The organism is Flindersiella endophytica (assembly GCF_054779015.1).
Genome location: NZ_BAAGYY010000003.1, coordinates 132,822 through 156,645, shown reverse-complemented (window position 1 = coordinate 156,645; position 23,824 = coordinate 132,822). Strand labels below are relative to the sequence as shown.

Annotated in this window: 17 protein-coding genes and 1 tRNA gene; 7 read left to right on the top strand and 11 right to left on the bottom strand. The window is 69.7% G+C overall.

Going from position 1 to position 23,824, the window contains the following annotated elements; all coding sequences use genetic code 11:
• Nucleotides 1-88 precede the first annotated feature (88 nt).
• A complete protein-coding gene (locus ACYVF6_RS02015; RefSeq protein ID WP_460515070.1) occupies nt 89-1,543 on the bottom strand; it encodes an MFS transporter in 1,455 nt (484 codons plus the stop codon).
• An 87-nt stretch (nt 1,544-1,630) separates the two neighbouring features.
• Nucleotides 1,631-2,326, bottom strand: a complete 696-nt coding sequence (locus ACYVF6_RS02010) for a methyltransferase domain-containing protein (protein ID WP_460515068.1) — start codon at nt 2,324-2,326, stop codon at nt 1,631-1,633.
• 28 nt (nt 2,327-2,354) lie between these two features.
• Between ACYVF6_RS02010 and ACYVF6_RS02005 the strand changes: the two genes are divergently transcribed.
• From ACYVF6_RS02005 to ACYVF6_RS01985, 5 genes are all read left to right on the top strand, one after another.
• Entirely contained in the window at nt 2,355-2,768 is a 414-nt protein-coding gene (locus ACYVF6_RS02005; RefSeq protein ID WP_460515066.1) for a MerR family transcriptional regulator, read from the top strand.
• Nucleotides 2,769-2,899: 131 nt separating this feature from the next.
• Entirely contained in the window at nt 2,900-3,058 is a 159-nt protein-coding gene (locus ACYVF6_RS02000) for a hypothetical protein (RefSeq protein ID WP_460515064.1), read from the top strand.
• Nucleotides 3,055-3,336 carry a CocE/NonD family hydrolase gene (locus ACYVF6_RS01995; RefSeq protein WP_460515184.1) on the top strand — a complete coding sequence of 94 codons (282 nt, stop codon included), beginning with the start codon at nt 3,055-3,057 and terminating at the stop codon, nt 3,334-3,336. Before ACYVF6_RS02000 ends, ACYVF6_RS01995 begins: the two co-directional genes overlap by 4 nt.
• 246 nt (nt 3,337-3,582) lie before the next feature.
• A complete protein-coding gene (locus tag ACYVF6_RS01990; protein ID WP_460515062.1) occupies nt 3,583-4,500 on the top strand; it encodes a hypothetical protein in 918 nt (305 codons plus the stop codon).
• Between the two features lie 188 nt (nt 4,501-4,688).
• Nucleotides 4,689-6,929 (top strand): AfsR/SARP family transcriptional regulator, encoded by a 2,241-nt coding sequence (locus tag ACYVF6_RS01985; RefSeq protein WP_460515060.1) that lies wholly within the window; start codon nt 4,689-4,691, stop codon nt 6,927-6,929.
• Nucleotides 6,930-7,643: 714 nt separating this feature from the next.
• On the opposite strand, the gene ACYVF6_RS01980 is transcribed toward ACYVF6_RS01985, so the two are convergent.
• The 7 genes from ACYVF6_RS01980 to topA all read right to left on the bottom strand — a co-directional run bounded on the left by ACYVF6_RS01980 (nt 7,644) and on the right by topA (nt 18,052).
• Nucleotides 7,644-7,719: transfer RNA gene (locus ACYVF6_RS01980), tRNA-Thr, on the bottom strand.
• Nucleotides 7,720-7,781: 62 nt separating this feature from the next.
• Complete coding sequence (locus ACYVF6_RS01975) at nt 7,782-9,416, bottom strand: alpha/beta hydrolase (protein ID WP_460515058.1); 1,635 nt, start codon at nt 9,414-9,416, stop codon at nt 7,782-7,784.
• 91 nt (nt 9,417-9,507) lie between these two features.
• On the bottom strand, nt 9,508-10,719 hold the full coding sequence (locus ACYVF6_RS01970; RefSeq protein ID WP_460515056.1) for a DNA polymerase III subunit delta': 1,212 nt from the start codon (nt 10,717-10,719) through the stop codon (nt 9,508-9,510).
• Nucleotides 10,716-12,800 (bottom strand): bifunctional MFS transporter/dTMP kinase, encoded by a 2,085-nt coding sequence (gene tmk, locus ACYVF6_RS01965; protein ID WP_460515054.1) that lies wholly within the window; start codon nt 12,798-12,800, stop codon nt 10,716-10,718. Before tmk ends, ACYVF6_RS01970 begins: the two co-directional genes overlap by 4 nt.
• Before the next feature lie 115 nt (nt 12,801-12,915).
• Nucleotides 12,916-14,073, bottom strand: a complete 1,158-nt coding sequence (locus ACYVF6_RS01960) for a right-handed parallel beta-helix repeat-containing protein (protein ID WP_460515052.1) — start codon at nt 14,071-14,073, stop codon at nt 12,916-12,918.
• A gap of 33 nt (nt 14,074-14,106) precedes the next feature.
• Nucleotides 14,107-15,240 (bottom strand): right-handed parallel beta-helix repeat-containing protein, encoded by a 1,134-nt coding sequence (locus ACYVF6_RS01955; protein ID WP_460515051.1) that lies wholly within the window; start codon nt 15,238-15,240, stop codon nt 14,107-14,109.
• Nucleotides 15,241-15,286: 46 nt separating this feature from the next.
• Nucleotides 15,287-18,052 (bottom strand): type I DNA topoisomerase, encoded by a 2,766-nt coding sequence (topA, locus tag ACYVF6_RS01950; RefSeq protein ID WP_460515049.1) that lies wholly within the window; start codon nt 18,050-18,052, stop codon nt 15,287-15,289.
• A gap of 211 nt (nt 18,053-18,263) precedes the next feature.
• On the opposite strand from topA, the gene ACYVF6_RS01945 reads away from it, so the two are divergent.
• Nucleotides 18,264-21,275 (top strand): AfsR/SARP family transcriptional regulator, encoded by a 3,012-nt coding sequence (locus ACYVF6_RS01945; RefSeq protein WP_460515047.1) that lies wholly within the window; start codon nt 18,264-18,266, stop codon nt 21,273-21,275.
• A gap of 3 nt (nt 21,276-21,278) precedes the next feature.
• Here the strand turns inward: ACYVF6_RS01945 and ACYVF6_RS01940 are convergent, their stop codons facing one another.
• Nucleotides 21,279-21,782 (bottom strand): pentapeptide repeat-containing protein, encoded by a 504-nt coding sequence (locus ACYVF6_RS01940; RefSeq protein ID WP_460515045.1) that lies wholly within the window; start codon nt 21,780-21,782, stop codon nt 21,279-21,281.
• Between the two features lie 122 nt (nt 21,783-21,904).
• On the opposite strand from ACYVF6_RS01940, the gene ACYVF6_RS01935 reads away from it, so the two are divergent.
• On the top strand, nt 21,905-22,978 hold the full coding sequence (locus ACYVF6_RS01935) for a CapA family protein (RefSeq protein WP_460515043.1): 1,074 nt from the start codon (nt 21,905-21,907) through the stop codon (nt 22,976-22,978).
• Here ACYVF6_RS01935 and ACYVF6_RS01930 read toward each other — a convergent pair.
• On the bottom strand, nt 22,959-23,771 hold the full coding sequence (locus ACYVF6_RS01930) for a M28 family metallopeptidase (protein ID WP_460515040.1): 813 nt from the start codon (nt 23,769-23,771) through the stop codon (nt 22,959-22,961). The genes ACYVF6_RS01935 and ACYVF6_RS01930 overlap by 20 nt on opposite strands.
• Nucleotides 23,772-23,824: the final 53 nt, after the last annotated feature.

The window sequence follows — 23,824 nt, the reverse complement described above, 5'->3', positions numbered from 1 at the left end:
GCTCGAGCCGGATGTACCAGTCGACGTTCCCCGCGCTTGCCCGACCACGGCACCTTGACCGGTAGGGCTCTGACTTTTCCGGGGCGCGTCAGGACGAATCCCGGGTGGCGGAGGTGTCGTGTGGCCTGCTGGACGATGCGAGGACGAGTGTGATCGCTGCGGCTGCGGCGGCGACAGCGGTGAACATGGCGTAGGCGTGTGTGAAGCCCTCGATCGCGGGCGTGCGAGTGAGCCCGGCGGCGGCGACGGTGGAGGCGATTCCGATGAAGATGGCGGAGCCGGTGGGGTTGAAGGTGTAGATGATGGCCGAGACCAGCCCGGCCTCGTGTCGAGCGACTCGGCCGAGGGCGGCGGTGGTCGCGGCGACGAAGACAGGACCGCCGCCGAGTGCGAACAGGACGGCGCCCGGGAGCGCTTGTGCGTACACATTGCCCTCTGGCGACAGGCCGATGAGAAGCGCGTTGCCGATGGCGACCAGGGCCAGGCCGGCGAAGGCGACAGGCCGGGTTCCGAGGGTGCCGACCAGGCGTCCGCCCAGGGTGGCGCCGACGATGGTGGCCAGAGCCGGGGGCAGGAAGAACAGGCCGGTCGCGAGCGCGCTGTAGCCGCGAAGGTGCTGCAGGTACTGCGAGGTGATGAACAAGTCCGCGACGGTTACGCCGGCGGCGATGAGCATGAGAAAGGCGCCGGTCGCGACCGGACGGCGCACCAGCATGCCCGGGTGCATCAGGGGAGTCCGCACGATGTATTCGACGGCCGTGAACACGCCGTACAGGACGACGGCGACCGCGACGGGAACCAGCGTGCCGGGATCTGCCCAGCCGTGGTCACCGGCGTTGATCATGCCGTAGATGAACGAGCCGGTGGCGGCTGTGACGGTCGCCGCGCCCACCACATCGACGCGCCTGTCGGCGCCGGCCGTCCGACGCTCTGGCGCGACGGCGCGGATGGCAACCAGTAGGCCGACGCCGATAGGGACGTTGATGAAGAAGACCCAGCGCCAGCCCGGACCGCTGGTGAGGAGTCCACCGACGAGTAGCCCCGCCGCGAAGCCGATGCCGCCGAGCGATGACCACACGCCCAGCGCTTTGTTGCGTTCGGGACCGTGGAACAGGCCGGTGAGTGCCCGCAGTGCGGCCGGGGAGAGCAGCGCGGCCCCGACGCCCTGACAGAGGCGGCCACCGATCAGCAGGTTCTCGTCTTGGGCCAGGCCGCTGGCCAGCGAGGCGGCGATGAAGACCGCCAGGCCGGTCAGGATCATCGAACGTGCGCCGAAGACGTCGGCAAGCCGGCCGCCCAGCAGGAGCAACCCACCAAAGAACAGTACGTAGACGCTGACGGCCCAGGTGAACGCGACGCGGCTCAGGCCGAGATCGGCGCCGATGTCGGGTAAGGCGATGTTGATCACGGTGAGGTCGAGCATCAGCATGAACTGCGCCGTGCAGATCGCCGCGAGCATCCTCCAGCGGCGGCGGGGGTCCGCGAGCCCTCGCCGCTCACGTGACTCGTCCGTGTCATGCAAGGTGTCTCGCGAGTGCGCCATCAGGGGTCTCCTAACGCAGTCGTCGTGGTGTTCGTCGTCATATCCCGGCTGGTCAGCTGCGCGTCGCGCGGCGACGCAGGCTCGGCCCTATCGCTGCGCGGCGACGAGGAAGAACGGCACCGCGACGAAGATCCGGTCCGTGCGTGCGCGTTCGGCCTGCTCGGCGAGCCAGCTCTGCTCGTCTGTGACTCGGTGCAGCAGCATGAGCGCGGTGTCGTCGGTGAACACCCCGGTGTGCACCTCGACAACCGGATCGGTGAACCCGGCGTCGAGCAGGAGGTTGCGGTAGCTGCGGGCGACGCGTGGGGAGGGGAGCGCGTCTGCCTTCGCGTGGACGAGTCGGCGGGTGGTCTCCGGGTCGTGGGAGTCGATGGCGATGGTGTCCCAGTCCTGGCCGAGCAGCACGGCCCGGCCGCCGGGCGCGAGTACCCGGCTGGCCTCGGCCACGGCTCGCGGCGGGTCGTCGAGGGTGTGCAGTACCTTGTCGGCGCGGTAGTAGGACGCCGACCCGGTCTCCAGTGGCAGCTCGTAGGCGTCGCCGACGTGGAAGGCGCCCGCCGGCCAGCGCTGCCGGGCGGCGGTGATCATCTCGGGGTCGAGGTCGACGCCGACCGCGCGGGCTCCGCGTTCGGCCATCTCGGCGACCGCCCGGCCGGCGCCGCAGCCGACGTCGACCACGGTCTGGTCGGTGAGGTCGCCGAGCAGCTGATAGGACCGTGTACGTAGTTCGACGGTCATGGGCTGCGTGTCCATGGCATCGAGGACATCAAGAAGGCTGGACATGCCCGCCATGGTGCGACTTAATGTCGACATGAAGTCAAGTCTGATGACGATCGGCGAGGTCGCCGACCACTTCGGGCTGCCGACGCACGTCCTGCGGCACTGGGAGTCGGTAGGCCTGCTCTATCCCGCCCGCGTCGAAGGCGACCGCCGCCGCTACAGCCGCGACGACCTGTTCCGGGTGGCATCGATCATGTGCGCGAAGACGGCCGGCCTTTCGCTCCCGGACATCCGCGCGTTCCTCGCCGCACACGACCCGGCCACCCGCAAGGACGTACTTCGCCGCAACCACCGCACGCTGCAGACCAGAATGGCAGCCCTGCAGTCGGCGCTCGACCTCCTCGAAGCCGGACTGAACTGCTCACACGCAGACATCGCCACCTGCCCGAACTACCAGGCCCAACTCACCGAACTGGTCGACGCTCAACCCGCCACAGAGGTGTGAGGTTCCCGGCTCGATCCGTACGATCTGGCCGACCGTCTCACCCCCACCCACGGAGGTCGTGTCCAGTGAACCTGATGAGTCACTTCACCCAGCGCCTGTAACACCTTCCCCCACCGCCGACCAGGAACGTCGTGATCGAGCGAGCCCTGAAGACACCGATGCGGGACGGGGCGGTCCCGCTGGCCAACCGCTGGGCACCCAAGTCCGGCGGTGACGGGTTGCCGACCGCGCTGATCCGTCTCCCGTACGGCCGCAACGGCATCATCGCCTCGCTGACGGCCGGCCGCTGACAGAGCGCGGATTCCAGGTCTTCGTCCAGAGCACCCGTGGCACATTCGGCTCCGACGGTCCGTTCGACCCGATGCGACGCGAGCGTGAGGACGGCCTGGACACCATCGACTGGATGACCAGGCAGCCCTGGTTCGGCGACTCGATGATCCTGATCGGGATGAGCTATCTCGGGTACGTCCAGTGGGCGGGTCGCGGACGCCGTGCCGCCACAGGTGAAGGCGATGATCCCGGCGGTGACCGAATCGTCACTCGAGCTCGGGTTCCTCCGTCCGGATAGCTTCTCCCTGGAGACGCCCTTCAACTGGGGCATCCGGTCAGTTCGATCGGCGGCTGGTACGACATCTTCCTGCCCGGACGACAGGCGGCCATCCCACGACTTCAGAAGGGATGTACCACCATGGCTCCGTCCTCGCGCCGTACGACACCGCTCCTGCCAGGCGATTCAACGACTGTCGAATGTTCGCCGAATCCCGCCCGTCGACAGTGGCTACGAAAGGCGAACTAACACAGGAAGGACATTGCCTTGAACAGTCGATTGATTCATAGACGGCGGCGGGCCCTGGCGGCGGGCGTGGCGCTCGCGCTCGCCTTTGCCGGCTCGGTGCTCGCGGTCGCCGGCGCGAGCCAGGCTTCCGCCGCGGTTCCCGGCCTGGTGAGAATAACGGGCGTCAGCGCCCTCGACGACCTCTCTCCCAAGTTCGCGACCGCGACCTGCCCGGCTGGCAAGGTGCTGGTGGGCACCGGATATCGGGTGGACTTCGCGACCGGCGAGGTCGTGGTGGACGACCTCCTGCCCAACGGCAGCACCACTACGGCGCCGACCGCGGTCACCGTCGGGGCGTACGAGGAGGACCCTGTCGGCACTCCTTGGCAAGTTCTCGCGTTCGCGGTCTGCGCCAACCCGGTGTCCGGCCTGGTCAGGATTCCGGCAACCAGCGTGAGCAACTCGTCCGACTTCGACAACGCGACCGCGGCCTGCCCAGCCGGCAAAGTGATGCTGGGCACCGGGTACGAGCTCAACGGCGCACTCGGAGAGGTGGTGGTGGACGACTTCCGGCCCAACGGCAGCACCACCACGGCGCCGACCGCGGTCACCGTCGGAGCCTACGAGGCAGACCCGAACTTCCCAGGCAACTGGACGATCACCGCGTACGCGATCTGCGCCTTCCCGGTGCCCGGGCTGGTCAGAGTCCCGGAAACGAGCCCGAGCGGCTCCGAAAACTCCAAGGACGAAACCGCGGTCTGCCCAGCTGGCAAAGTGCTGACCGGTACCGGGCACGAGCTGACGGGTGCGACCGGTGAGGTCGTGATTGACGACCTCGCGCCCAACGGTAACGCCAGCACGCCACCGAACTCGCTTTTCATCGACGCATTCGAAGCGGACCCGGACTTCCCGGGCAACTGGACGGTCACCGCGTACGCGATCTGCGCCACGCAGTAGCTGCGGCCAAATTGACCGGGCTCCACTAGCCGAGCGCTAGTCGAGCCCGGTCAGCCCATTCGCCTCCAGTGGCTCGCCATGGTGATGATGCCGCCCGTTCGGTGGGACTTCGGCGATCGTTGAATCGCCTGGTCGAGCCGTGCCCGGTATCCTGCTTTTGGATATGAGGAGCTTCGGGGGGATTTGCCATGGCGGTGGAGTTCCGGTTGCTCGGCGACGTTACCGCCCTTGTCGACGGTCGCCCGGTGAAGATCGGTCATGCGCGGCAGCGGTGTGTGTTGCTGGCGCTGTTGCTGGATGCCAACCGCACAGTGCCAGCCGATGTGGTGATCGACCGAGTGTGGGCCGATCAGATTCCGCAGCGTGCCCGTGCCGTGTTGCGGGGCTACCTGTCGCGGTTACGGCAGATCCTGGCCGCCGCGCAGGATGTGCGGATCGTGCACGGGCCGGGGGGCTATGTGCTTTCGGTGGATTCCGCGGCACTGGATGTGCATCGGTTTCACAGTCTCGTCGCTGACGCCAGGGCGTGCGAGAAGCCGAAGCAGGCGGTTGACCTTTACGAGCAGGCGCTGGGCCTGTGGCGCGGCGAGGCGTTCGCCACGTTGGACACCCCCTGGTTGAACTCCGTACGCGCCGGCCTCGACACCGCGAAGTTCGCCGCACAACTGGACCGTAACGACGCCGCCCTCTCTGCCGGGCTGCACAGCGTGCTGCTGGCTGACCTGAAGGCCAACGCCGCCGCGCATCCGCTGGACGAGCGGCTGGCCGCCCAGCTCATGCTCGCGCTGTACCGGTGCGGCCGACAGCCCGACGCGCTCGCGCACTTCCAGCAGGTGCGTGCCCGGCTCATGGAGGAACTGGGCATCGACCCCAGCCCGCCGCTGCAACGCCTGCTCCAGCAGATCCTCACCGCGGACCCAGCCGTGGCACCGCCTGCCCCGCCAGGACCCCCAGCCGATAACGCAGCCGATGCCGGAGCCGGTGCGGCGATCGCTGCGGGACGCCAGGCGTACGAGCGCCGCGCGTGGGGCGCGGCCTATCACCGACTGGCCCGCGCTGCCACGCCGAGCGCCGACGACCTCGACCGGCTCGCGGTCGCGGCGTACCTGACCGGTCGGCTGGACGCCTGTGCGGCGGCCTGGGAACAGGCACACCGCGCCTGGCGGCGGAACGGTCAGCCCGCCCGCGCCGCGCGGTCAGCGTTCTGGTTGGGCCTGACGCTGACCATGGGAGGCGAGCAAGCCCGTGGCGGCGGCTGGCTTGCGCGGGCCGGGCGGCTGCTCGAAGCGACGCCAGACTGCGTCGAGCACGGTTACCTGCTGATACCGGCGTCGCTGCAGGCAATCAGCGCGGGCGATCCCGCGACCGCACACCGGATTTCGAGCGAGATCGCGGCAACAGCCGAGCGGTTCGGCGACCCCGATCTGCTGGCGCTGGCCCGGCTGAGCGTGGCTCAGGCGCTGATCGCTCAGGACGAGCTCGGCCCCGGCATCGCCGTGCTGGACGAGACAATGGTCGCGGTCACGACCGGCGAGGTGTCTCCGATCCCCGCGGGCATCATCTACTGTGCAGTGCTCATCGCCTGCCGGGCGGTCTTCGATCTGCGCCGCGCACAGGAGTGGACCGCGGCGCTGAGCCGCTGGTGCGCGGCCCAGCCGGACCTCAAGCCGTACCGCGGACAGTGCCTGGTGCACCGCTCGGAGATCGCGCAGTTGCGGGGCGACTGGGCCGAGGCAATGACGGAAGTACGCCAGGCTCGCGAGCAACTGTCCGACTCACCTGGCAACCCGGCCATGGGCATGGCGATGTACCAGCAGGCCGAGCTGCTCCGGCTGCGCGGGGCCTACGACCGGGCGGAGGAGGCGTATCGCCAGGCCAGCGGCTACGGTCACGCGGTGCAGCCGGGACTGGCGTTGCTGCGGTTGGCACAAGGTCAGGTCGAGAGCGCGGCAGCCGCGATCCGGCGGGCGCTCGACGAAGCAGCCCTGGCGGTGGAACGGGCCCGGGTGCTCGGCGCATACGCCGAGATCTCCCTGGCCGGAGGCCAGGTGCCGTCGGCGGCGTCCGCGACCGACGAGTTGGAACGGATCGCCGCCGCCTTCGGGTCGGTCTATCTGCGGGCGGTTGCCGGCCATGCGCGCGGCTCCGTCCTGCTTGCCGGTGACGAAGCCGCAGCCGGTTGTGCGGCGCTGCGCCGGGCGCTGGCTTCCTGGCAAGAGCTCGCGGCGCCCTATGAAGCCGCCCGGACCCGGATGCTGATCGGGCTGGCGTGCGCGCGGTTGGGTGACGCCGACGGTGCGAGCCTGGAGTGGGACGCCGCCTGCCAGGTTTTCCGGGAACTAGGCGCCGCGCCCGACCTTGCGCGGCTGGTAGTTAGGGGACAGGGCAGCCGGTCGGGTTGCCCCCAGCCTTCCGAGATGACTTCGTAGATTCCGGGTTGTGCCGTGACTCCCTCCAACTCGGGACGGGATAGGAGTTCTCCGAAGTGCTCGTCGTGGGCGGCCTTGATGTTGGCGGCCTTGATGTTGGCGGCCTTGATGTGGGCGGCCGATTCCCAGAGGGTGATGTCGACGAAGCGGAAACGCGCATCCGGCGAGATGGCCCGGTGCATTTGTAGCTCAGGAAGCCTGGTTTGCGCTGAAGTGTGGGCCGAAGACCTCGTGTCAGATGCTGGAAGACGCGCGGCACCACCAAGGGCCGCGCTGCGCGCCAACCCCCACAGCACGACCGCCGAGCTGGCCGCGAAGGCCGGCATCGGCTGATCCACCACGGGAAAGCTCCTTGCCCGCTTGGGCGACGAAGGAACCGAGACCCGCACGTCCGGAACCGCCACCAGGGGCGCGGGGAGCACTACGCGACTCCGGCCTTTGTGGACCGGTTAACCGGATCACCCCGCGAGTGCGGGGAGCACACTTGTTGACCTGCGACTTTGGGACGAAAGTACTCGAATCTCCTTCACTTAAGCGCGCCTGCCGCCGACTTAGATGAGCCGGACTCAATGTCGAGGCGGCCACACGGAAGGGCCGGCTCGATGTTGATCAAACAGCAACGAAGCACGCCACATGCGGCGTGCTTCGCACCATGTTTGATTCCATGGCCGGACCGGACAAAGATCCGCCCGGCGCATTTGCGCTGGTCAGGTGTGGAGCCGCCTTGGGGAATCGAACCCCAGACCTACGCATTACGAATGCGTTGCTCTGCCGGCTGAGCTAAGGCGGCCTGTGCGCTAAGGCACGAGCGTAGAGCATACCGTGCCCCACGCGCGGGCTGCAGGAAGGGGACTATTCCTCGGGGCAGTTCAGGCCGTCCCTCGGGGTCTTGCCTTCCACCAGGTACGCGTCGACCGCGGAGTCGATGCATTTGTTCTCACCGTATGCCGTGTGGCCGTCACCGTCGCGGGTGAGGAGGACGCCGGAGGAGAGTTGGGAGGCGAGGTCGCGGGACCACTCGACGATGGTGGCTGGGTCGCGGGAGGTGCCGACGACGAGGATGGGGGGTGTGCCCGCCGCGGTCACTTGGTGGGGCTGGTTCTGCACCGCCACCGGCCAGTAGGCGCAGGCCAGCGCGCCCCACATGATGAACTTGCCGAAGCGGGGCGAGGCCTTTTCGTACGCGGGCAGCTCCTTCTCGGCGTCGGCGACGGACTTGACGTCGGGGCGGTCGAGGCAGTTGACGGCGAGGATCGCCTCGTTGCCGTTGCCGTGGTAGCCGTCGCGGGTGCGCTGGGCGTACTGGTCGGCGTAGCTCAGGAGGTACGAGCCGTCGCCGTTGAGGCCCGCTGACAGGCCCGTACGCAGCGCTCCCCAGGAGTCCTTGCGGTAGAGCGAGCCGAGGATCCCGCTGACGCCGAGCGCCTGGGTCAGCTTGCGCGGCCCGTCGCCGGGCAGTGGGTGGGAGTCGAGGTCGTCGAGGAACTGGTCGAACCGGTCGTACGCCGCCGATTCGGTGTCACCCAGGGGGCAGCCGTCGCGGGCGATGCAGTCGTCGATGAAGGCCTTGAACGCGCGTTCGAAGCCCTTTGCCTGGCCGACGCCGATCTCCTTGCCGCTCAGCTCCGGCGGCACCGCGCCGTCGAGCACCGCGCGGCCGACGCGCTTGGGGAAGAGTTCGGCGTACGTGGTGCCGAGGTAGGTGCCGTACGACGCGCCGAAGTAGTTGAGCTCCTGGTCACCGAGGGCCGAGCGCAGCACGTCCATGTCGCGGGCAGCGTCGGGGGTGCCGACGTGCTTGAGGAGGTCGCCGCTGCGCTCGGAGCAGCCCTTGGCGAACTGCTTCGACAGAGTCGACAGCCGCTGGATCTCCTGCGGCGTGTCGGGCGAGCCGTCGGCGGCGAGGTAGGTGTCGAGCTGGGGGTCGGTGAGGCAGTCGACCGGCGAGCTCTGCCCGACACCGCGCGGGTCGAAGCCCACGATGTCGTAGCGCTCGCGCACCTCCGCGCCCATGAACAGCGAGGACGCTTGGGCGTACTCCACGCCGGAGCCGCCCGGGCCGCCCGGGTTGATCACCAGCGAGCCGATCCGCTTGCTCTGGTCGCCGGCTCGCACGCGCAGCACGGCCAGCTCGATCTTCTTCTCGGTCGGCTGGTTGTAGTCGAGCGGCACCTCGAGCGTGGTGCACTGCTGTCCGGACACCGCTCCACAGTCTCGCCACTCCAGCCGCTGCTCGTAGAACGGCTGCAGGCCCTTGGCCACATCGGAGGGCATGTCGGCGGGGTCGTCGCCAGGTGTGGAGGGCCCGGTCGGCTTGGACGTGGGGGCGCCGGACTGCTGCCACGCCGGCGAGGACTTGTCGCCGGCAGCATCGGCCGCGTTGGGCGCGAGTCCGCACCCAGACGCGACTACGGCCAGTGCCGACAGCGCCGCCAGCCCAGCCGCGAGCCGCAGCGCAACCGGTTTCGTCCTGCGTCCGGAGCGCATCCCATCACAATCCACGGGGATCACCCTACGAGATTCACCTCAAAGCCCTGCGCCTTCTTCCACAGGCAGCCAACGGAGCGTCGCGCGACGCTCAGCGATCGCCGCCGTGGCCCTTCCACAGAGTGATCAGCATCGCCTCCACTGCCAGCAGCGGCGCGACGTTGGCGGCGATCGCGTCGCGGCAGGCGAGGATCGCGTCGACGTCGCGCAGCACCTCTTCGGGCCGCATGCTCGCCGCCCGGCGCCGGATGTCGGCGCCGATGTCGTCGTTGACCAGCTCCGCCTCGGCTCCGATCGCGACCGTGAGCACGTCGCGGTAGTAGGCCAGCAGGTCGAGGAGAGTGCGGTCGAGCGCGTCGCGCTGCAGCCGTTTGGCCCGGACCTTCTGCTGGTCCTGCAGCTCCTTCTTGGCCGCGTCGATCGCCCGGGAACGCCCGCGCGCGCCCTTGCCGCCGCTGGTGAGCTCGTACGTGCGCTCCAGCTCCTCCAGCTCGGCCGCGTCGAGCTCCGTGGTGGCCTGCTTGGCCTCCTCGGCCGCCACCTCGACCAGCTCACCGGCCACCGTGACGCAGCCGGCCAGCTCGCCGATCCGGCTGGGCACGGCCAGCACGCGCTCGCGGCGTTCGCGGACGTCGGGTTTGAGCGCCAGCGCCCGCGCCCGGCCGATGTGGCCTTGCGCGGCACGGGCGGCGAACAGCGCCAGCTCGGGGCTCACGCCGTCGCGCCGCTGCAGCATCTCAGCGATCGCGCCGGTCGGAGGGGTACGCAGCACCAGCAGCCGGCAGCGCGACCGGATCGTCGGCACCACGTCGGCGACCGTCGGCGCGCACAGCAGCCAGACAGTGCGCTCGGCCGGCTCCTCGAGGCTTTTCAACAGCGCGTCGGCGGCCTGCTCGGTGAGCCGGTCGGCGTCCTCGACGACCAGCACTTGGTAGCGCTGCCCGACCGGCGACATCGCCGACTTGCGTACGAGCTCCCGGATCTCGTCGACGCGCAGCGACAGCTGCTCGGTGCGTACGAGCGTGACGTCGGGGTGGGTGCCGGCCTGGGACGTGCGGCAGGCTGAGCACTCGCCGCAGCCGCCGCGATCACACTGCAGCGCCGCCGCGAACGCCCGGGCCGCGTTGCTGCGGCCGGAGCCCGGCGGCCCGGTGAGCAACCAGGCGTGCGTCATGCCCGTGCCGGCGCCGCCCTTCAGCCGGTCGGCCGCTCCGGCCGCGGCAGCCCGCAGCACCGCCACCGTGGGCTCCTGCCCGACGAGATCGGTCCAGACCCCGGCGGTTTCGGTCGTCTCTGTCGTCATAGCGCGCCCTGCTCCGTCTGCTGCTCCCCAACCCTACGAATGTGTACCTGCCCCAGCAACGGCTCGACCTGCTCTCGGATCCGTTCGGCGATCTCTTCCGGCGAGCGGGTCGCGTCGATCACGGCATAGCGGTCGGGGTCGAGCGCCGCGAGGTCGAGGAAGCCCTGGCGTACCCGCTCATGGAACTCCAGCGGCTCCCGCTCCAGCCGGTCGGCCGGCTCGGTGGTGCGCTGCTCCACCCCCACCTCCGGCGGCAGGTCGAGCAGGATCGTCACGTGCGGGCGTAAGCCGCCGGTCGCCCAGCGGTTGAGCTTCAGCACGTCGGACTGGCTGAGCTCGCGGCCACCGCCCTGGTAAGCCAGCGCGGAGTCGATGTAGCGGTCGGTGATCACGACGTTGCCACCTTCGAGGTCGGGCCGGATCATGGTCGTGACGTGCTCGGCCTTGTCGGCTGCGAACAGCAGCGCCTCGGTACGCGGCGACAGCGGCCCGGTGGTGTCGCCCAGCACGAGCTCTCGGAGCCGCAGACCGATCGGCGTGGCGCCCGGCTGGTGGGTGACGGTCACGGAGTAGCCGGCCTGCCGCAGCCAGTCGGCCAGCAGCCGCAGCTGCGTGGACTTGCCCGCTCCTTCACCGCCCTCGATCGCGACGAACAGCCCGTGGTCGGAGAACACTCCGCGGTCGTGTCCCCTGATCGCCGCCCGGAGGTCGCGGGCGAGCGGCACACCGCGACGGTCGTCCATCTGGCGGTACGACACGTAGCCGACCGCGATGATCGCGATCGCCGACACGAAGATCGTGATCGAGGCGCCGTTGTAGCTGAGCTGGACGTCTTCGGGGAACGGCAGCCGGTGGGTGCCGATCGTGCCGGCCAGCGCAGGCGCCACGGCGAGTACGGCGGCCAGCGCGACCCGAGTCATCGACTGGACGAACGCGAACGTACGCCCGCGGATGCTGTCGTCGACCTCCGTGCCGAGCATGGTGTAGCCGGTGATCCAGGAGACGCCCGCGAAGAAGCCGAGCGCCACGACCAGGCCGGACACGATGACGAGGTTCTGGATCAGCGCCATCGCCGTCAGCATCACGCCCGCGCCGATCAGAGACAGGCCGAACAGGCGCTTGCGGGAGAACCCGCCGAGCAGCCGCGGCCCGACGCCCATCCCGATCGCCAGGCCGAGGAACACGCCGCCGAACAGCACGCCGTAGCCGGCGTCGCCTCCCTTCAGGTCGGCGACGAACGTGCGTCCGAGGCCGATCACGACGCCGCCGGTGGCGAACGCGCCGACGATCCCGATCACGAGGCCGCGGACCAGGCGGTTGCTGCCGACGTACTTCCAGCCGTCGAGGATCGAGCGCAGCATGTTGCTCTGGCCGTCCTCGCCGGGCGTGTGGGGCAAGGGGCGGCCGGAGACCTCGCGCAGGCCCGCGACCACGAGCGCGCCGATCAGGAACGTGAGTGCGTTGAAGTAGAGCGCCAGGTCGACGGTGGAGCCGAGGCCGCCGAGCAGCCGCTCGATGGTCTTGTTGAGCAGGCTGAGCAGGGTGAACAGGGCGGCGGCCGGGAGCGCGGAGCCGTAGGTGGTGGCCAGCGAGATCTGGTTGGCGGCGGCGAGGCGCTCTCGCGGGACGAGGTTGGGGACGGCGGCGTCCTTGGCCGGGAGCCAGACCAGGCTGACAGCCTCGATCAGCAGGGTCGCGACGTAGAGCCAGACGAGGTTGCCGGCGAGCGGGATCGAGGCGAACAGCGCGAACCGGAGCACGTCGCCGACGACCAGCGTCCAGCGGCGGTCGAGGCGATCGGCGATGAACCCGCCGAGCGGGCCGATGACGACGGCGGGCAGGAGCCGCAGCAGCAGCACGCCGGCGATCGCGAAGTTGGCGGAGGCGTACGAGCCGCCGGCCAGCTGGCTGGCCATGGCGGTGAGCGCGAGCAGGCCGAGCCAGTCGCCCAGGCTGGACAGGCCGAGGCAGATCCACAGCTTGCGGAACGGCGCGATCCGCAGCACGGCGCGCAGGTCGTGCGCGGGTGCGTCGTCGGCCCGGTCAGCGGGCACGCTGCTGTTGGCGGTGGGCTCTGCCATTGGGCCAGCCTAGGAGGTCGGACCGACAGTCCCGCAGCAGCCGCCGCAGCCGCGCACCAGGACGCGGCGGGCGGGGAGGCGGCGGGCTCCAAGTGGGCAGGCTCCGCCTGCCCCTCTACGACGTGTTGCCGCCTGTCGCGATCCGCGCGGTGCCGGCCGGGATCGAACATGGCGCGGTTCCGGCGTACGTCAGACCTTCGGGGCTGAGCGACCAGTTCGAGATCCGGCCGCCGTCGTACGCACTCTGCACCACGTTGTTGAAGAAGCGGTCACCGTACGATGCGCACTGCCGCGGGATGGCGTTGTCGATCGCGCACTGGCGGTCGCAGAACTCGCCGCGATAGTAGGAGATCCGGCCGGTACGCGAGAACGTGTTGTTCTCCACGGCGTTGTAGTTGCTCAGGTTCCGCGACTTGATCGGGTCACCGCTGATGTAGGAGAACTTGTTCCGCGTGATCGTGTTGGACGAGCTGAAGTGCGTGATGTACGCGCCGTGGATGAGCCCTGCCGACGCCGCGGCGTTCTCGATGTTGACGAAGTGGTTGTTCTCGATCCGGTTGTTCGAGGAGTTCGTCAGCACGATCGCACCGTAGCCGTACGTGCCGAGGCTCCACTTGTTGCCGAGGTTGCGGAACTGCACGCCGAAGATCGTGTTGCCGTTCAGGCCCTGGCTCCCCCGCACCTGCAACGGCGGGTCGTACCGCTCGTCCTCCACGTCGCGCTCGGAGTCGCCGTAGATCGAGATCCCGCCCGCGGAGTAGTACTCCACCTGCAGGTAGTAGAAGCGCAGGCCGCTGTTTCCGCCGTCGTACAAGGGATCCGTGGTCTCCCTCGGCAGCCGGGGCTGCAGCCAGAACCCGTTGCAGTAGATCGAGCCGCACTTGGCGTTCCGGAACACCGGCAATCCGCCGGCCGGGAACCCGGCGCCTGGCACGTAGTCGATCGGCAGAAACGAGATCGAGTGGCCCGGAACGTAGAAGCGCCAGTCGTGGAACGGCGGCGCGACGTACGTGCCCTGCCTGATTCGCACCTCGACGTCGGTCGCGGGACGGTGCTGGCGCAGCACCCCCTGGACACGTACCAGCGTGTTGACCGCCGTGGCGGGCGTCAGGCCGTCGTTGGCATCGGATCCACCGGCGCTCGTGGGTGCCAGGTAGACCGTGAATGCCGCCTGCGGCTCTGCCTCGGGCGCCGGAGAGGCCGAGGCGCTGCCGCCGAGGAACAAAGTAACCGCACCGAGCAATGTCGCCGTAACTCTTCCCCACCGTCTCATGCCTGCAGAAGGTAGGCGGGCCGGACTCCGCGGTCAACCCCAGGAGTTGTGGCCGGTACGCAGCCGCGGCTCGCCTTTCGGGAGCTTGCACGGTGCGCTGCCCGCGTTCGTCATGCCGCCGGGGCCGAGCGTCCAGGGGGTGATCCGCCCACCGCGATACCCGCTGACCAGCCGGTTCCGCACGAACCGGTTGCCGTACGACGCGCACTGCCGCACCACGTGGTAGGCCAGCGCGCACCGGCGGTCGCAGTATTCGTCGCGGTAGAAAGACTGCTCGCCCGAACGCACGAAGACGTTGCCCTGAAAGACGTTGCGATTGCTCTGGTCGCGCACCTTCACCGGGTCACCGCTGTTGCGGTTGAACGTGTTGCGCTCGACGCGGTTGTCGGAGCTGAAGTGGGTGACGTACACGCCGTGGATGTACGGCCCGCGCGCTCCGGCGTTCTCGATCTCGTTGAACGAGTTGTTGACGATGCGGTTGCCGGACGAGTTCGTCAGCGTGATCGCGCCGTAGCCGAACTTGCCGCGCGTCCACTTGTTGCCGAGCCGCCGGAAGTTCATGCCGACGAACGTGTTGCCGTTGAGCCCCTTGCTCGCCTTCCGCCACACGGCCGGCTTGTACCGCTTGTCCCTGTGCTCGCGTTCGGACTCGCCGTAGACGGAGACGCCGCCTGCGGAGTAGTTCTCGACCTGCAGGTAGTAGAACCGCAGCCCGCTGGTGCCTCCGTCATACAGGTCCTCGCTCGGCGCGATCGGCAGCCGCAGCTGGAACCAGTAGCCCTCGCAGTACTTTCCGCCGCACTTGGCGTTACGGAAGATCGGCCGCGCCCTGATCCCGGCGGCGCTGTCGCCCGGCTGGTAGTCGTCGGGCATGAACGAGATCGTGCGCCCGGGGAGGTACGTGCGCCACTCCCACAACGGCTGGGAGATGTAGACGCCGGCCTTGATGCGCACCTCGACGTCGGTCGGAGGCTGGGCCAGCGCGATGATCCCCTGCGCCCGCATCAGCGTGTTGATCGGGCGCTCGGCTGTGAGGCCGTCGTTGAGGTCGGAGCCGCCCGCGTCAGCCGGCGCGAGATAGACGACGAACGGTGGTTGGTACGTAGCCGCGGGTACAGCGGCATTCGAAACCAACACAGAGATCAGCACGACCAGGACGCCCCACACCCCGCAAGCTTATGGGCGGTTCACGCCTTTGGCCTGCGAGCGAGCCTCAGCCGGACTTCTTGGCCGACTTCTTCGCGGTCTTCTTGGCCGTCGTCTTCTTCGCCGTCGACTTCTTGGCGGCCGTCGCCTTGGCCGTCGTCTTCTTGGCCGTGGTCTTCTTCGCGGTCGTCTTCTTCGCCGTACGACGCGGGCTCGGGCCCTTGGCGCGCTTCTCGGCCAGCAGCTCGGCTGCCCGCTCCAACGTCACCGTGGCGGGGTCGTCGGCACGACGCAGCGTCGCGTTGTTCTCGCCGTCAGTGACGTACGGGCCGAACCGGCCGTCCTTCAGCACGACGGGCTTGTCGGTCTCGGGGTCGTTGCCGAGCTCGCGCAACGGCGCCGACGCGGCCCGCCGGCCGCGGCCCTTCGGCTGCTTGAACAGCTCGAGCGCCTGCTCCAGCGTCACCGTGAACAGCTCCTCCTCGGCCGTCAGCGAGCGCGAGTCGGTGCCCTTCTTGACGTACGGGCCGTACCGGCCGTTCTGCGCGGTGATCTCCTCGCCGCCGTCGGGGTCCTTGCCCAGCGTCCGCGGCAACGACAGCAGCCGCAGCGCGTCTTCGAGCGTGACGGTGTCGAGGCTCATGTCCTTGAACAGCGAGGCCGTGCGCGGCTTCACACCCTTCGGCGCGTCTTCGGGCAGCACCTCGGTGACGTACGGCCCGAAGCGGCCTGCCTTGGCCACGACCGGCCGTCCGGACTCCGGATCGGTGCCGAGCTCCTGCTCCGCTCCTGCCGGCTGCGACAGCAGCTCGCGAGCCTTCTCCAGCGTCAGCTCGTCGGGCGGCAGGTCTTCGGGAACGTTGGCGCGGTTGCCGTCGCCGTCCTCGACGTACGGCCCGTAGCGCCCGACCCGCAGGTCGATTCCGGCGTCGGGACCCCCGACCGGGAACGTCGAGATGCCGCGTGCGTCGATCTCGCCGAGCTCGGTGACGAGCCGCTTCAGGCCCTCGCGGTCGGCGTCGCCGTTCTGGCCGCCGAAGTAAAAGCGGGCCAGCCAGGTCTCCATGTCGCCTTCGCCGCGGGCGATCTCGTCGAGCGCGTCCTCCATGCCGGCGGTGAAGTTGTAGTCGACGAGGTGCGAGAAGTGCTGCTCCAGCAGGCGGATCACCGCGAACGCCAGCCAGGTCGGGATCAGCGCCTGGCCCTTCTTGTAGATGTAGCCGCGGCCGATGATCGTGCCCATGATCGAGGCGTAGGTCGACGGCCGGCCGATCTCGCGCTCTTCGAGCTCACGCACCAGCGTGGCTTCGGTGTAACGCGCCGGCGGGCGGGTCTCGTGGCCCTCGGCCGCGACCCTGGTCGCCGACAGCACGTCGCCCTCGACCACGTCGGGCAGCCGGCGCTCGGCGGAGTCGGTCTCGGTGCTGGCGTCGTCGACACCCTCGACGTAGGCCTTCAGGAAGCCGTGGAACGTGATGACCTTGCCGGACGTGGAGAACTCGGTGTTCTCACCCGTGCGGGCCTGCGCGCCGATCCGGACGGTGACCGTGCGGCCTTCGGCGTCGCGCATCTGGGAAGCGATCGTGCGCATCCAGATCAGCTCGTAGAGCCGGAACTCGTCGCCCCGCAGGCCGGTCTCGGCCGGCGTCTGGAACGTGTCGCCGGACGGGCGGATCGCCTCGTGCGCCTCCTGGGCGTTCTTCACCTTGCTGTTGTAGACGCGCGGCTTGTCGGGGAGGTAGCTGTCGCCGAACAGCTGGCGCACCTGGGTGCGCGCGGCGTTGATCGCGGTGCCCGACAGTGTTACCGAGTCGGTACGCATATAGGTGATGTAGCCGTTTTCGTACAGCCGCTGCGCGACCTGCATGGTGCGCGCGGCGCCGTAGCCCAGCTTGCGCGCGGCCTCCTGCTGCAACGTGGTGGTGCGGAACGGCGCGTACGGCGAGCGGCGGTAGGGCTTGGACTCGACGCTGCGGACGTGGAAGTCGGACTCGCGGAGCCCTTCGGCCAGGGCGCGGGCGCGTTGTTCGTCGTAGTGGACGACGGTCTCGCGGACCGCGGCCTTCAGCTCGCCGGTGGGTTCGAAGTCGCGGCCCTGCGCGACGCGCTTGCCGTCGACGTTGACCAGCCGCGCGGAGAACGCCCGCGGGTCACGGCCTTCGCCGGCGTCGAGGTCGGCGATGATGTCCCAGTAGTAAGCAGCGCGGAACGCGATCCGCTCGCGCTCACGGTCGACGACGAGCCGCGTCGCCACGCTCTGGACCCGGCCGGCCGACAGCCTCGGCATGACCTTCTTCCACAGCACGGGACTGACTTCGTAGCCGTAGAGCCGGTCGAGGATGCGGCGGGTCTCCTGCGCGTCGACGAGGTCCTCGTCGATCGAGCGGGGGTTTTCGACGGCGTTGCGGATCGCGTCGGGAGTGATCTCGTGGAAGACCATGCGGTGGACGGGAACGCGCGGCTTCAACTCCTCCAGGAGGTGCCACGCGATCGCCTCGCCCTCGCGGTCCTCGTCTGTCGCCAGGTAGACAGCACCCGCGTCGGACACCAGCTCCTTCAGCCGCTTCAACGTCGGCCGCTTCTCTCTGGGCACGACGTAGATCGGCTCGAAGCCGTGGTCGACGTTGACGCCGAGCCGCGCCCAGGCCTCGCCCTTGTACTTGGCGGGCACTTCGGACGCGCCGTTGGGCAGGTCGCGGATGTGTCCGACTGAGGACTCCACAACGTACCCACGGCCGAGGTAGTCCGCGATCTTCTTCGCCTTGGTCGGCGACTCCACGATCACGAGCCGGTTGGCGTCCTCGGCGGACGCGGCCGTCTTCTTGGCGGGCACGCTGCTCCTTTCTGGCGTTAGCGGGAGGTTTGGATCACGCCACTACTGCTGGTCACTTCGAACGTACAAAACCAGCAAGACCGTAACCGTACAGGTACCACATTCCTTCCAAGACCCGTCACGGGGCAGAGATCATATTCCGAGCGTACGTCGTGGCGCACTAGTCTTATTGACTTGTACAGCGGGGCACGTCAAGAGGGGGTCAGGCCAAATGGGTACAAACCCGTCCTTTGGGTTGTCCTTCGGTGTGCTCGGCCCACTCGAGGTGCGTGCAGGCGACGTCGTGATCCCCATCAGCGCCGGCAAGCTCCGGGTCGTGCTGGCCACCTTACTCATATCCGCAAATCGGCTCGTACCCGCGACCGAACTGATCGAACGTCTGTGGGGCAGCAACCCGCCGGCGACGGCGCGCGCGACGCTCGCGACGTACGTCATGCGGCTGCGCAGGGAGCTGACCGCGCAGGTCGCCGAGCCGGCCGCCGACCCGATCCAGACCCGCCCGGAGGGATACCTCCTCGAGGTCGAGGCGGATCGGCTCGACCTGCTGCGCTTCACCCGGCTGCTCGCCGACGCGCGCCGGTACGCCGACCAGCCGGCGACCGAGCTCGCGCTGTTGTACGAAGCACTGGCGTTGTGGCGCGGACCCGCGCTGGTCGACGCGCCGTCGGAGTCCCTGCAGCGTGATGTCGTGCCGCGGCTGGAGGAACAGCGGCTGCGCACGATCGAGCGCCGGATCGACCTCGAGCTCGCCGACGGACTGCACGCCGAGCTGGTCGGTGAGCTGACCGCGCTGACGGCTGAGCACCGGCTGCGCGAGCGTACGTGGTGCCAGCTGATGATCGCGCTGTACCGCTGCGGGCGGCAGGCCGACGCGCTGGAGGCGTTCGCGCGGCTGCGTTCCTGGTACGTCGAGGATCTGGGGCTGGAGCCGGGCTCGGAGATCAGACGTCTGCAGGAACAGATCCTGGCGGGCGATCCCGCGCTCGACCTGACGTCGCCCGCGCCCGCGGTGACCGCCACCGAGCCGGAGCCGGAACGTCCGGCCAGCTGGGTGCCGCGGTGCCAGCTGCCGCCGGCGATCGGCGACTTCGTCGGACGGGCGACGCTCATGGAGGAAGTCCTCACCCGGCTGGGCAGTGCTTCTCCGGGGACGGCCGACGATGCGGCCGGAGCCGCCTCGCCGCCGATCGTCGTGATCAGTGGAACGCCGGGCAGCGGCAAGAGCACGCTCGCGATCCGGGTCGCCCACCGGCTGCGGCAGCGCTATCCCGACGGACAGCTGTTCGTCCGGCTCGACGGTGCCGGGCCGGCGCCTCGCGATCCCTCCGACGTACTCGCCGAGCTGCTGATCGGGTCCGGGCTGCCTCCCGACGACCTGCCCGAAGGCGTCGACGCGCGAGCGGCCGTCCTGCGAGCCCGGCTGGCCGACCGGCAGGTGCTCGTCGTGCTCGACGACGCGGCCGGCACCAGCCATGTGCTGCCGTTGCTGCCCGGCACCTCCAGTTGCGCGGTGCTCGTGACGTCGCGGCGGCGGCTCGCCGACCTGCCCGGCGCGTGGTCCGTACGCCCGGGTGCGTTCGGCACCGGCGACGCGCTGGACCTGCTCACGCGGATGCTCGGCCCGCAACGCGTCGCGGCCGAGGCGCTGGCCGCACGCGAGATCGCCGACGCGTGTGGCGGGCTTCCGCTGGCGTTGCGCATCATCGGCGCGCGGCTCGCGACCCGGCCGTCCGCTGGGCTCGACGGACTGGCTGCGCGCCTCTCCGACGAGAAGCGCCGGCTCGACGAGCTGCGCAGCGGCGACCTGGAGGTCCGCTCCAGCCTGGCGTTGAGCTATCAGGGCCTGCCGCCCGGTGCGGCACTGGCGTTCCGCCGGCTCGGGTTGCTGGGCCCGATCGACGTGCCCGCGTGGGCGGTCGGCGTCCTGGCTGACGAGTCCGACGGCGAACGCCTGGTGGAGCAACTGATGGAGGCGTCGCTGCTGTCGGAGACAGGGCTCGACCCGACCGGCGAGCCGCGGTACCGCCTGCACGACCTGCTGGTGGTCTACGCCGCCGAGCTGGCCGCGTCCGACTCCGTGGCCGACAACCGGGCCGCGGTCCGGCGGTATGTCGAAACCCTGCTGGTGTTGACGGATCGGGCCTACGACAACCTCGTGGAGCTGACGTTCGACGAGATCCCCATGGACCCACTGCCGCCCGTCGTGGCGGGCATGCCGGACGACGAGGCGGACCGGCTCACCCGGGAGGGCGCCGCGTGGTTCCTGGCCGAGCAGGCGCAGCTCGACTGGGCGATTCACGTGTGTGTACGGGAAGGCTGGTGCGTCGAGGCGTCGCAGCTGCTGGACCGCTCGATGAGCTACCTCGACACCTACCTCGTACACGAGCGCGTGCTGGAGCTGCACGAGCTGGTGCGCGACGCGTGCCGGCTCGGTGGCGACGAACGCCTTTCGTGGCGGGCCGAGTGGGGTCGCGCGATGCAGCTGGCCACGCGCGGGCTCACCGACACCGACCTCGAGCTGCAGGAGTCGTGCGTCGCGGCGTTCGAGAAGCTCGGCGCTGCCTGCGACCTGGCGCACGCACTGGCCGCGCTGGCCCATTTCCGCGGCCAGCGGGGTGCGACCGACGTCGCCTTGGGGCTCGCCGAACGTGCGGTCGCGGCCGCACACGAGAGCGGGTACGAGCCGACGTACGCCTCGACGCTGCGCGAGCTGGCGAAGATGCTGTCGATGAACGGCGACTACGCCCGGGCGCTGACGCTGTTCGAGGAGACGCTCGAGATCGCGCGGCGGCTCGGGCAGGTCGTCGACAAGGTGCAGGTGCTGCACTATCTGGCTGAACAGGCGCTGGACCACGGCGACCTGGCGCGAGCCGGCGCCGCGTCCGACGAGTGCCTCGCCCTGGTCGACGACCGGGGCGACCACCGCGGCGCGGCGTTCGTGACCAGCCTGGCGTCGCGGGTGGCGGTGGCGCGCAAGGACTACAGGCGGGCCGTGCAGCTCGCCCGGGAGGCCAAGCAGCGCTTCGACCGGCTGGGCGACCGCTTCGGCGCGGCCGGGGCCGCGGCTTCGCTGGCGGAGGCCTACCTCGCCGCCGGGCGCACGGCGGAGGCGGTCGAGCTGGTGGAGCAGGCGCTGCAGGAATACTCCGACATGGGGACGACGCAGTACGAAGCCCGGCTGCGCGCCGTCCGGCTGACGGCGGACGAACTGCTCGGGACCTGAGCGCTATCGATCCGCGGGGAGCGGGCCGGTCAGCGCGCCGTCCAGACTGCTCCGGCGCAGGTCGAGCGTCGACACGTCGCAGCCCCGGAAGTCGACGCCGGCGAGGTCGCACTCGCGGAACGACGTGCGGTCGAGGATCGCGCCGGTGAAGACCGTCCGAGGCACTTCCGCGCGGTGCACGAGCCGCTTGCCCAGCGGCGTGAACGCGATCCTGCCGTCGATGAGCTCGGTGTAGCCGAAGTTCGCGTCGGTGAGGTCCGCACCGGTGAACTTCGCGTCGGCCAGATTCGCTCCGGAGAAGATCGCGGACCGCAGGAACGCACCGGAGAAGTCCACGAACGACAGGTCTGCTCCGGCGAGCAGTACCTCGTCGAGTTCGAACGCGGACAGGTCGGCTTCGGCCAGGTCGACGTCTGCCCTGGGATGGTCGAACCGCCAGGCGTTGAACGCAGCGCTGCCCTGCCAGAGCAGGTTGAGCAGGTCCTCACGTCGGGGCCGGCGCCTCATCGCACGCTCCTGTACTCGAGTTCCTGGTTGGGTAGGCGAAACCTAGGGCCCGGCGGGCGCAATTTCGCGACAACGGGTTTTCGGCCGTTTGAAGTCAGGCGGCAGGTGCGTAGGTTGGCGGTATGGGTCAGGCGGTACGTACGGCTTGTGTCGCCGCACTCGCCGCGCTCCTGGCCGGGTGCACCGGCCAGGAGCCGCCCTCGCCTGGTTCTGTTGAGACCGGCCGTGAGACAGCCCGCCGGACTGCCTCTGGCTCCCCGACTGCCTCGGCCACGCCTCGTACCACTCCCCCGCCGCCTACGGTCACGGTCAGCATCGTCGGAGACCTGATGTTCGGACGACGGGTCGGTACGCGGATGGCGCGAACCGGCGACTACGCGCTGCCGCTGCGTCCGACCGCGAGCCAGCTGGCAGGCGCCGACATCACCGTCGGGAACCTGGAGTCGACGCTGGCGCGGCTCGGCGGGCCGACCCAGGACGACGCGTTCTCCGCCGACCCGAAAGTCCTGACAGGGTTGACGAAAGTCGGCGGATTCGACGTGCTGTCGCTCGCCAACAACCACACCGGTGACTTCGGCGAGCGGTCGTTGCTCACGACCGTCCGGCTGGTCCGCGAGTCGGGCATCCTCCCGGTCGGTGCCGGTGCGAACCTCGGCCAGGCCTGGACTCCGGCGATCGTGGAGCGGAACGGCGTCCGGTTCGGGTTCCTCGCGTTCAACGCGATCGGCGAGACGCCTGCCGCGGGAGCGAGGTCGCCGGGAGCCGCGACGATCCGGATGCCGCCGCGGACCGGGCCGCTGTCGGGTGCCGACCTGCGGCGGGCGCAGCGGGCCGTGCGAGCGCTCGCCGCGCAGGTCGATGTGACGATCGTGCTGCCGCACTGGGGCGCGCAGTACACGCACCGGCCGGTGGCCGACCAGCGTACGGTCGGACGGGCGCTGGTCGACGCGGGCGCGGACGCCGTGGTCGGCGGGCATCCGCACTGGACGCAGCCGGTCGAGCGGCATCGCGGGCGGCCGATCGTGCACTCGCTCGGCAACTTCGTGTTCGACATGGACTGGGAGCCTCAGGTACACCAGGGGAACGTCGCCGAGCTCACGTTCACCGGCGAGCGGCTCGACCGGCTGGAGCTGCTGCCGTACCGGATCGAGCTGACGAACTACGCGCCGGTCTTCGTCAGTGGGGCGCGTCGTTGAGCCACTCCCACATGACGGCTCCGGTCGCGCCGAGCATGCCGCTGTCGACGACCGCCGGCTTGTCCGCCGCGCTGTGGTAGGCGGAGTACGGGTTGCCGCCGAGCCGCGCGGCCGGGATGCCGCCCTTGTGGAACGACCAGTGGTCGCTGCTCCGGTTGGTGTCGGACGGCTCGAAGGCGACGTCGACGCCGACCTCGTGGCCGGCCGAGACCAGCCAGGTGGCGACCGGCTCGCCGGACACCCCGATCGAGCTGGTCTTTCCGCCGAACCGGACGCGTGGGTTCGTTCCGGTGCCGACGCGATCCATCGAGACCATCTCGCGGCAGGCCGCGCGCTCGCGTCTGCTCATCCTCGCGACGTATGCCCTGGAGCCGTAGTGGTGCCGGTCGTCGCCCTGGCCGCGCGGCTCCTCGGCACCGAACGCGATCAGCGCGGCCCGGAGCTGGTCGTCCTCGGTGAGGCCGATCAGCCGGGCCAGCTCCAGCAGGACAGCGACACCCGAGGCGTTGTCCTCGGCACCCGGCGCCTGCGGGACGGTGTCGAGATGCGCGCCGACCACGACGTGCGGAAGCCGCGCGCCGAACCCCGGCGTCACCGCGATCACGTTGAACGACCTGCCGCTCGGTACTCGAACGCCCCAGGAGTCGCCTGCCGGCAGGTCGAACACCTGCCGCCGAACCGTCAACCCCGCTTCGCGAAACCGCTGCTCGACGTACGTGCCGGCCCGTCCGAAGGCTGGTGAGGTGGCCTCTCTGGGTCCGATCTCGCCGGCCAGCAGCTCGACGTGCCGCATGGCCCGGGCCGGATCGAACGCCGGACGTGGCCGGGCCGGGCTGCGCCGCCTGC

Bases quoted from the DNA above. Each gene is read 5' to 3' on its own strand.
- ACYVF6_RS02015 (WP_460515070.1), bottom strand. From the start codon at position 1,543: ATGGCGCACTCGCGAGACACCTTGCATGACACGGACGAGTCACGTGAG.
- ACYVF6_RS01930 (WP_460515040.1), bottom strand. From the start codon at position 23,771: ATGCGGCACGTCGAGCTGCTGGCCGGCGAGATCGGACCCAGAGAGGCC.
- tmk (WP_460515054.1), bottom strand. From the start codon at position 12,800: ATGGCAGAGCCCACCGCCAACAGCAGCGTGCCCGCTGACCGGGCCGAC.
- ACYVF6_RS01935 (WP_460515043.1), top strand. From the start codon at position 21,905: ATGGGTCAGGCGGTACGTACGGCTTGTGTCGCCGCACTCGCCGCGCTC.
- ACYVF6_RS01945 (WP_460515047.1), top strand. From the start codon at position 18,264: ATGGGTACAAACCCGTCCTTTGGGTTGTCCTTCGGTGTGCTCGGCCCA.
- ACYVF6_RS02010 (WP_460515068.1), bottom strand. From the start codon at position 2,326: ATGTCCAGCCTTCTTGATGTCCTCGATGCCATGGACACGCAGCCCATG.
- ACYVF6_RS01940 (WP_460515045.1), bottom strand. From the start codon at position 21,782: ATGAGGCGCCGGCCCCGACGTGAGGACCTGCTCAACCTGCTCTGGCAG.
- ACYVF6_RS01975 (WP_460515058.1), bottom strand. From the start codon at position 9,416: ATGCGCTCCGGACGCAGGACGAAACCGGTTGCGCTGCGGCTCGCGGCT.
- ACYVF6_RS01970 (WP_460515056.1), bottom strand. From the start codon at position 10,719: ATGACGACAGAGACGACCGAAACCGCCGGGGTCTGGACCGATCTCGTC.
- ACYVF6_RS02005 (WP_460515066.1), top strand. From the start codon at position 2,355: ATGAAGTCAAGTCTGATGACGATCGGCGAGGTCGCCGACCACTTCGGG.
- ACYVF6_RS01985 (WP_460515060.1), top strand. From the start codon at position 4,689: ATGGCGGTGGAGTTCCGGTTGCTCGGCGACGTTACCGCCCTTGTCGAC.
- ACYVF6_RS01960 (WP_460515052.1), bottom strand. From the start codon at position 14,073: ATGAGACGGTGGGGAAGAGTTACGGCGACATTGCTCGGTGCGGTTACT.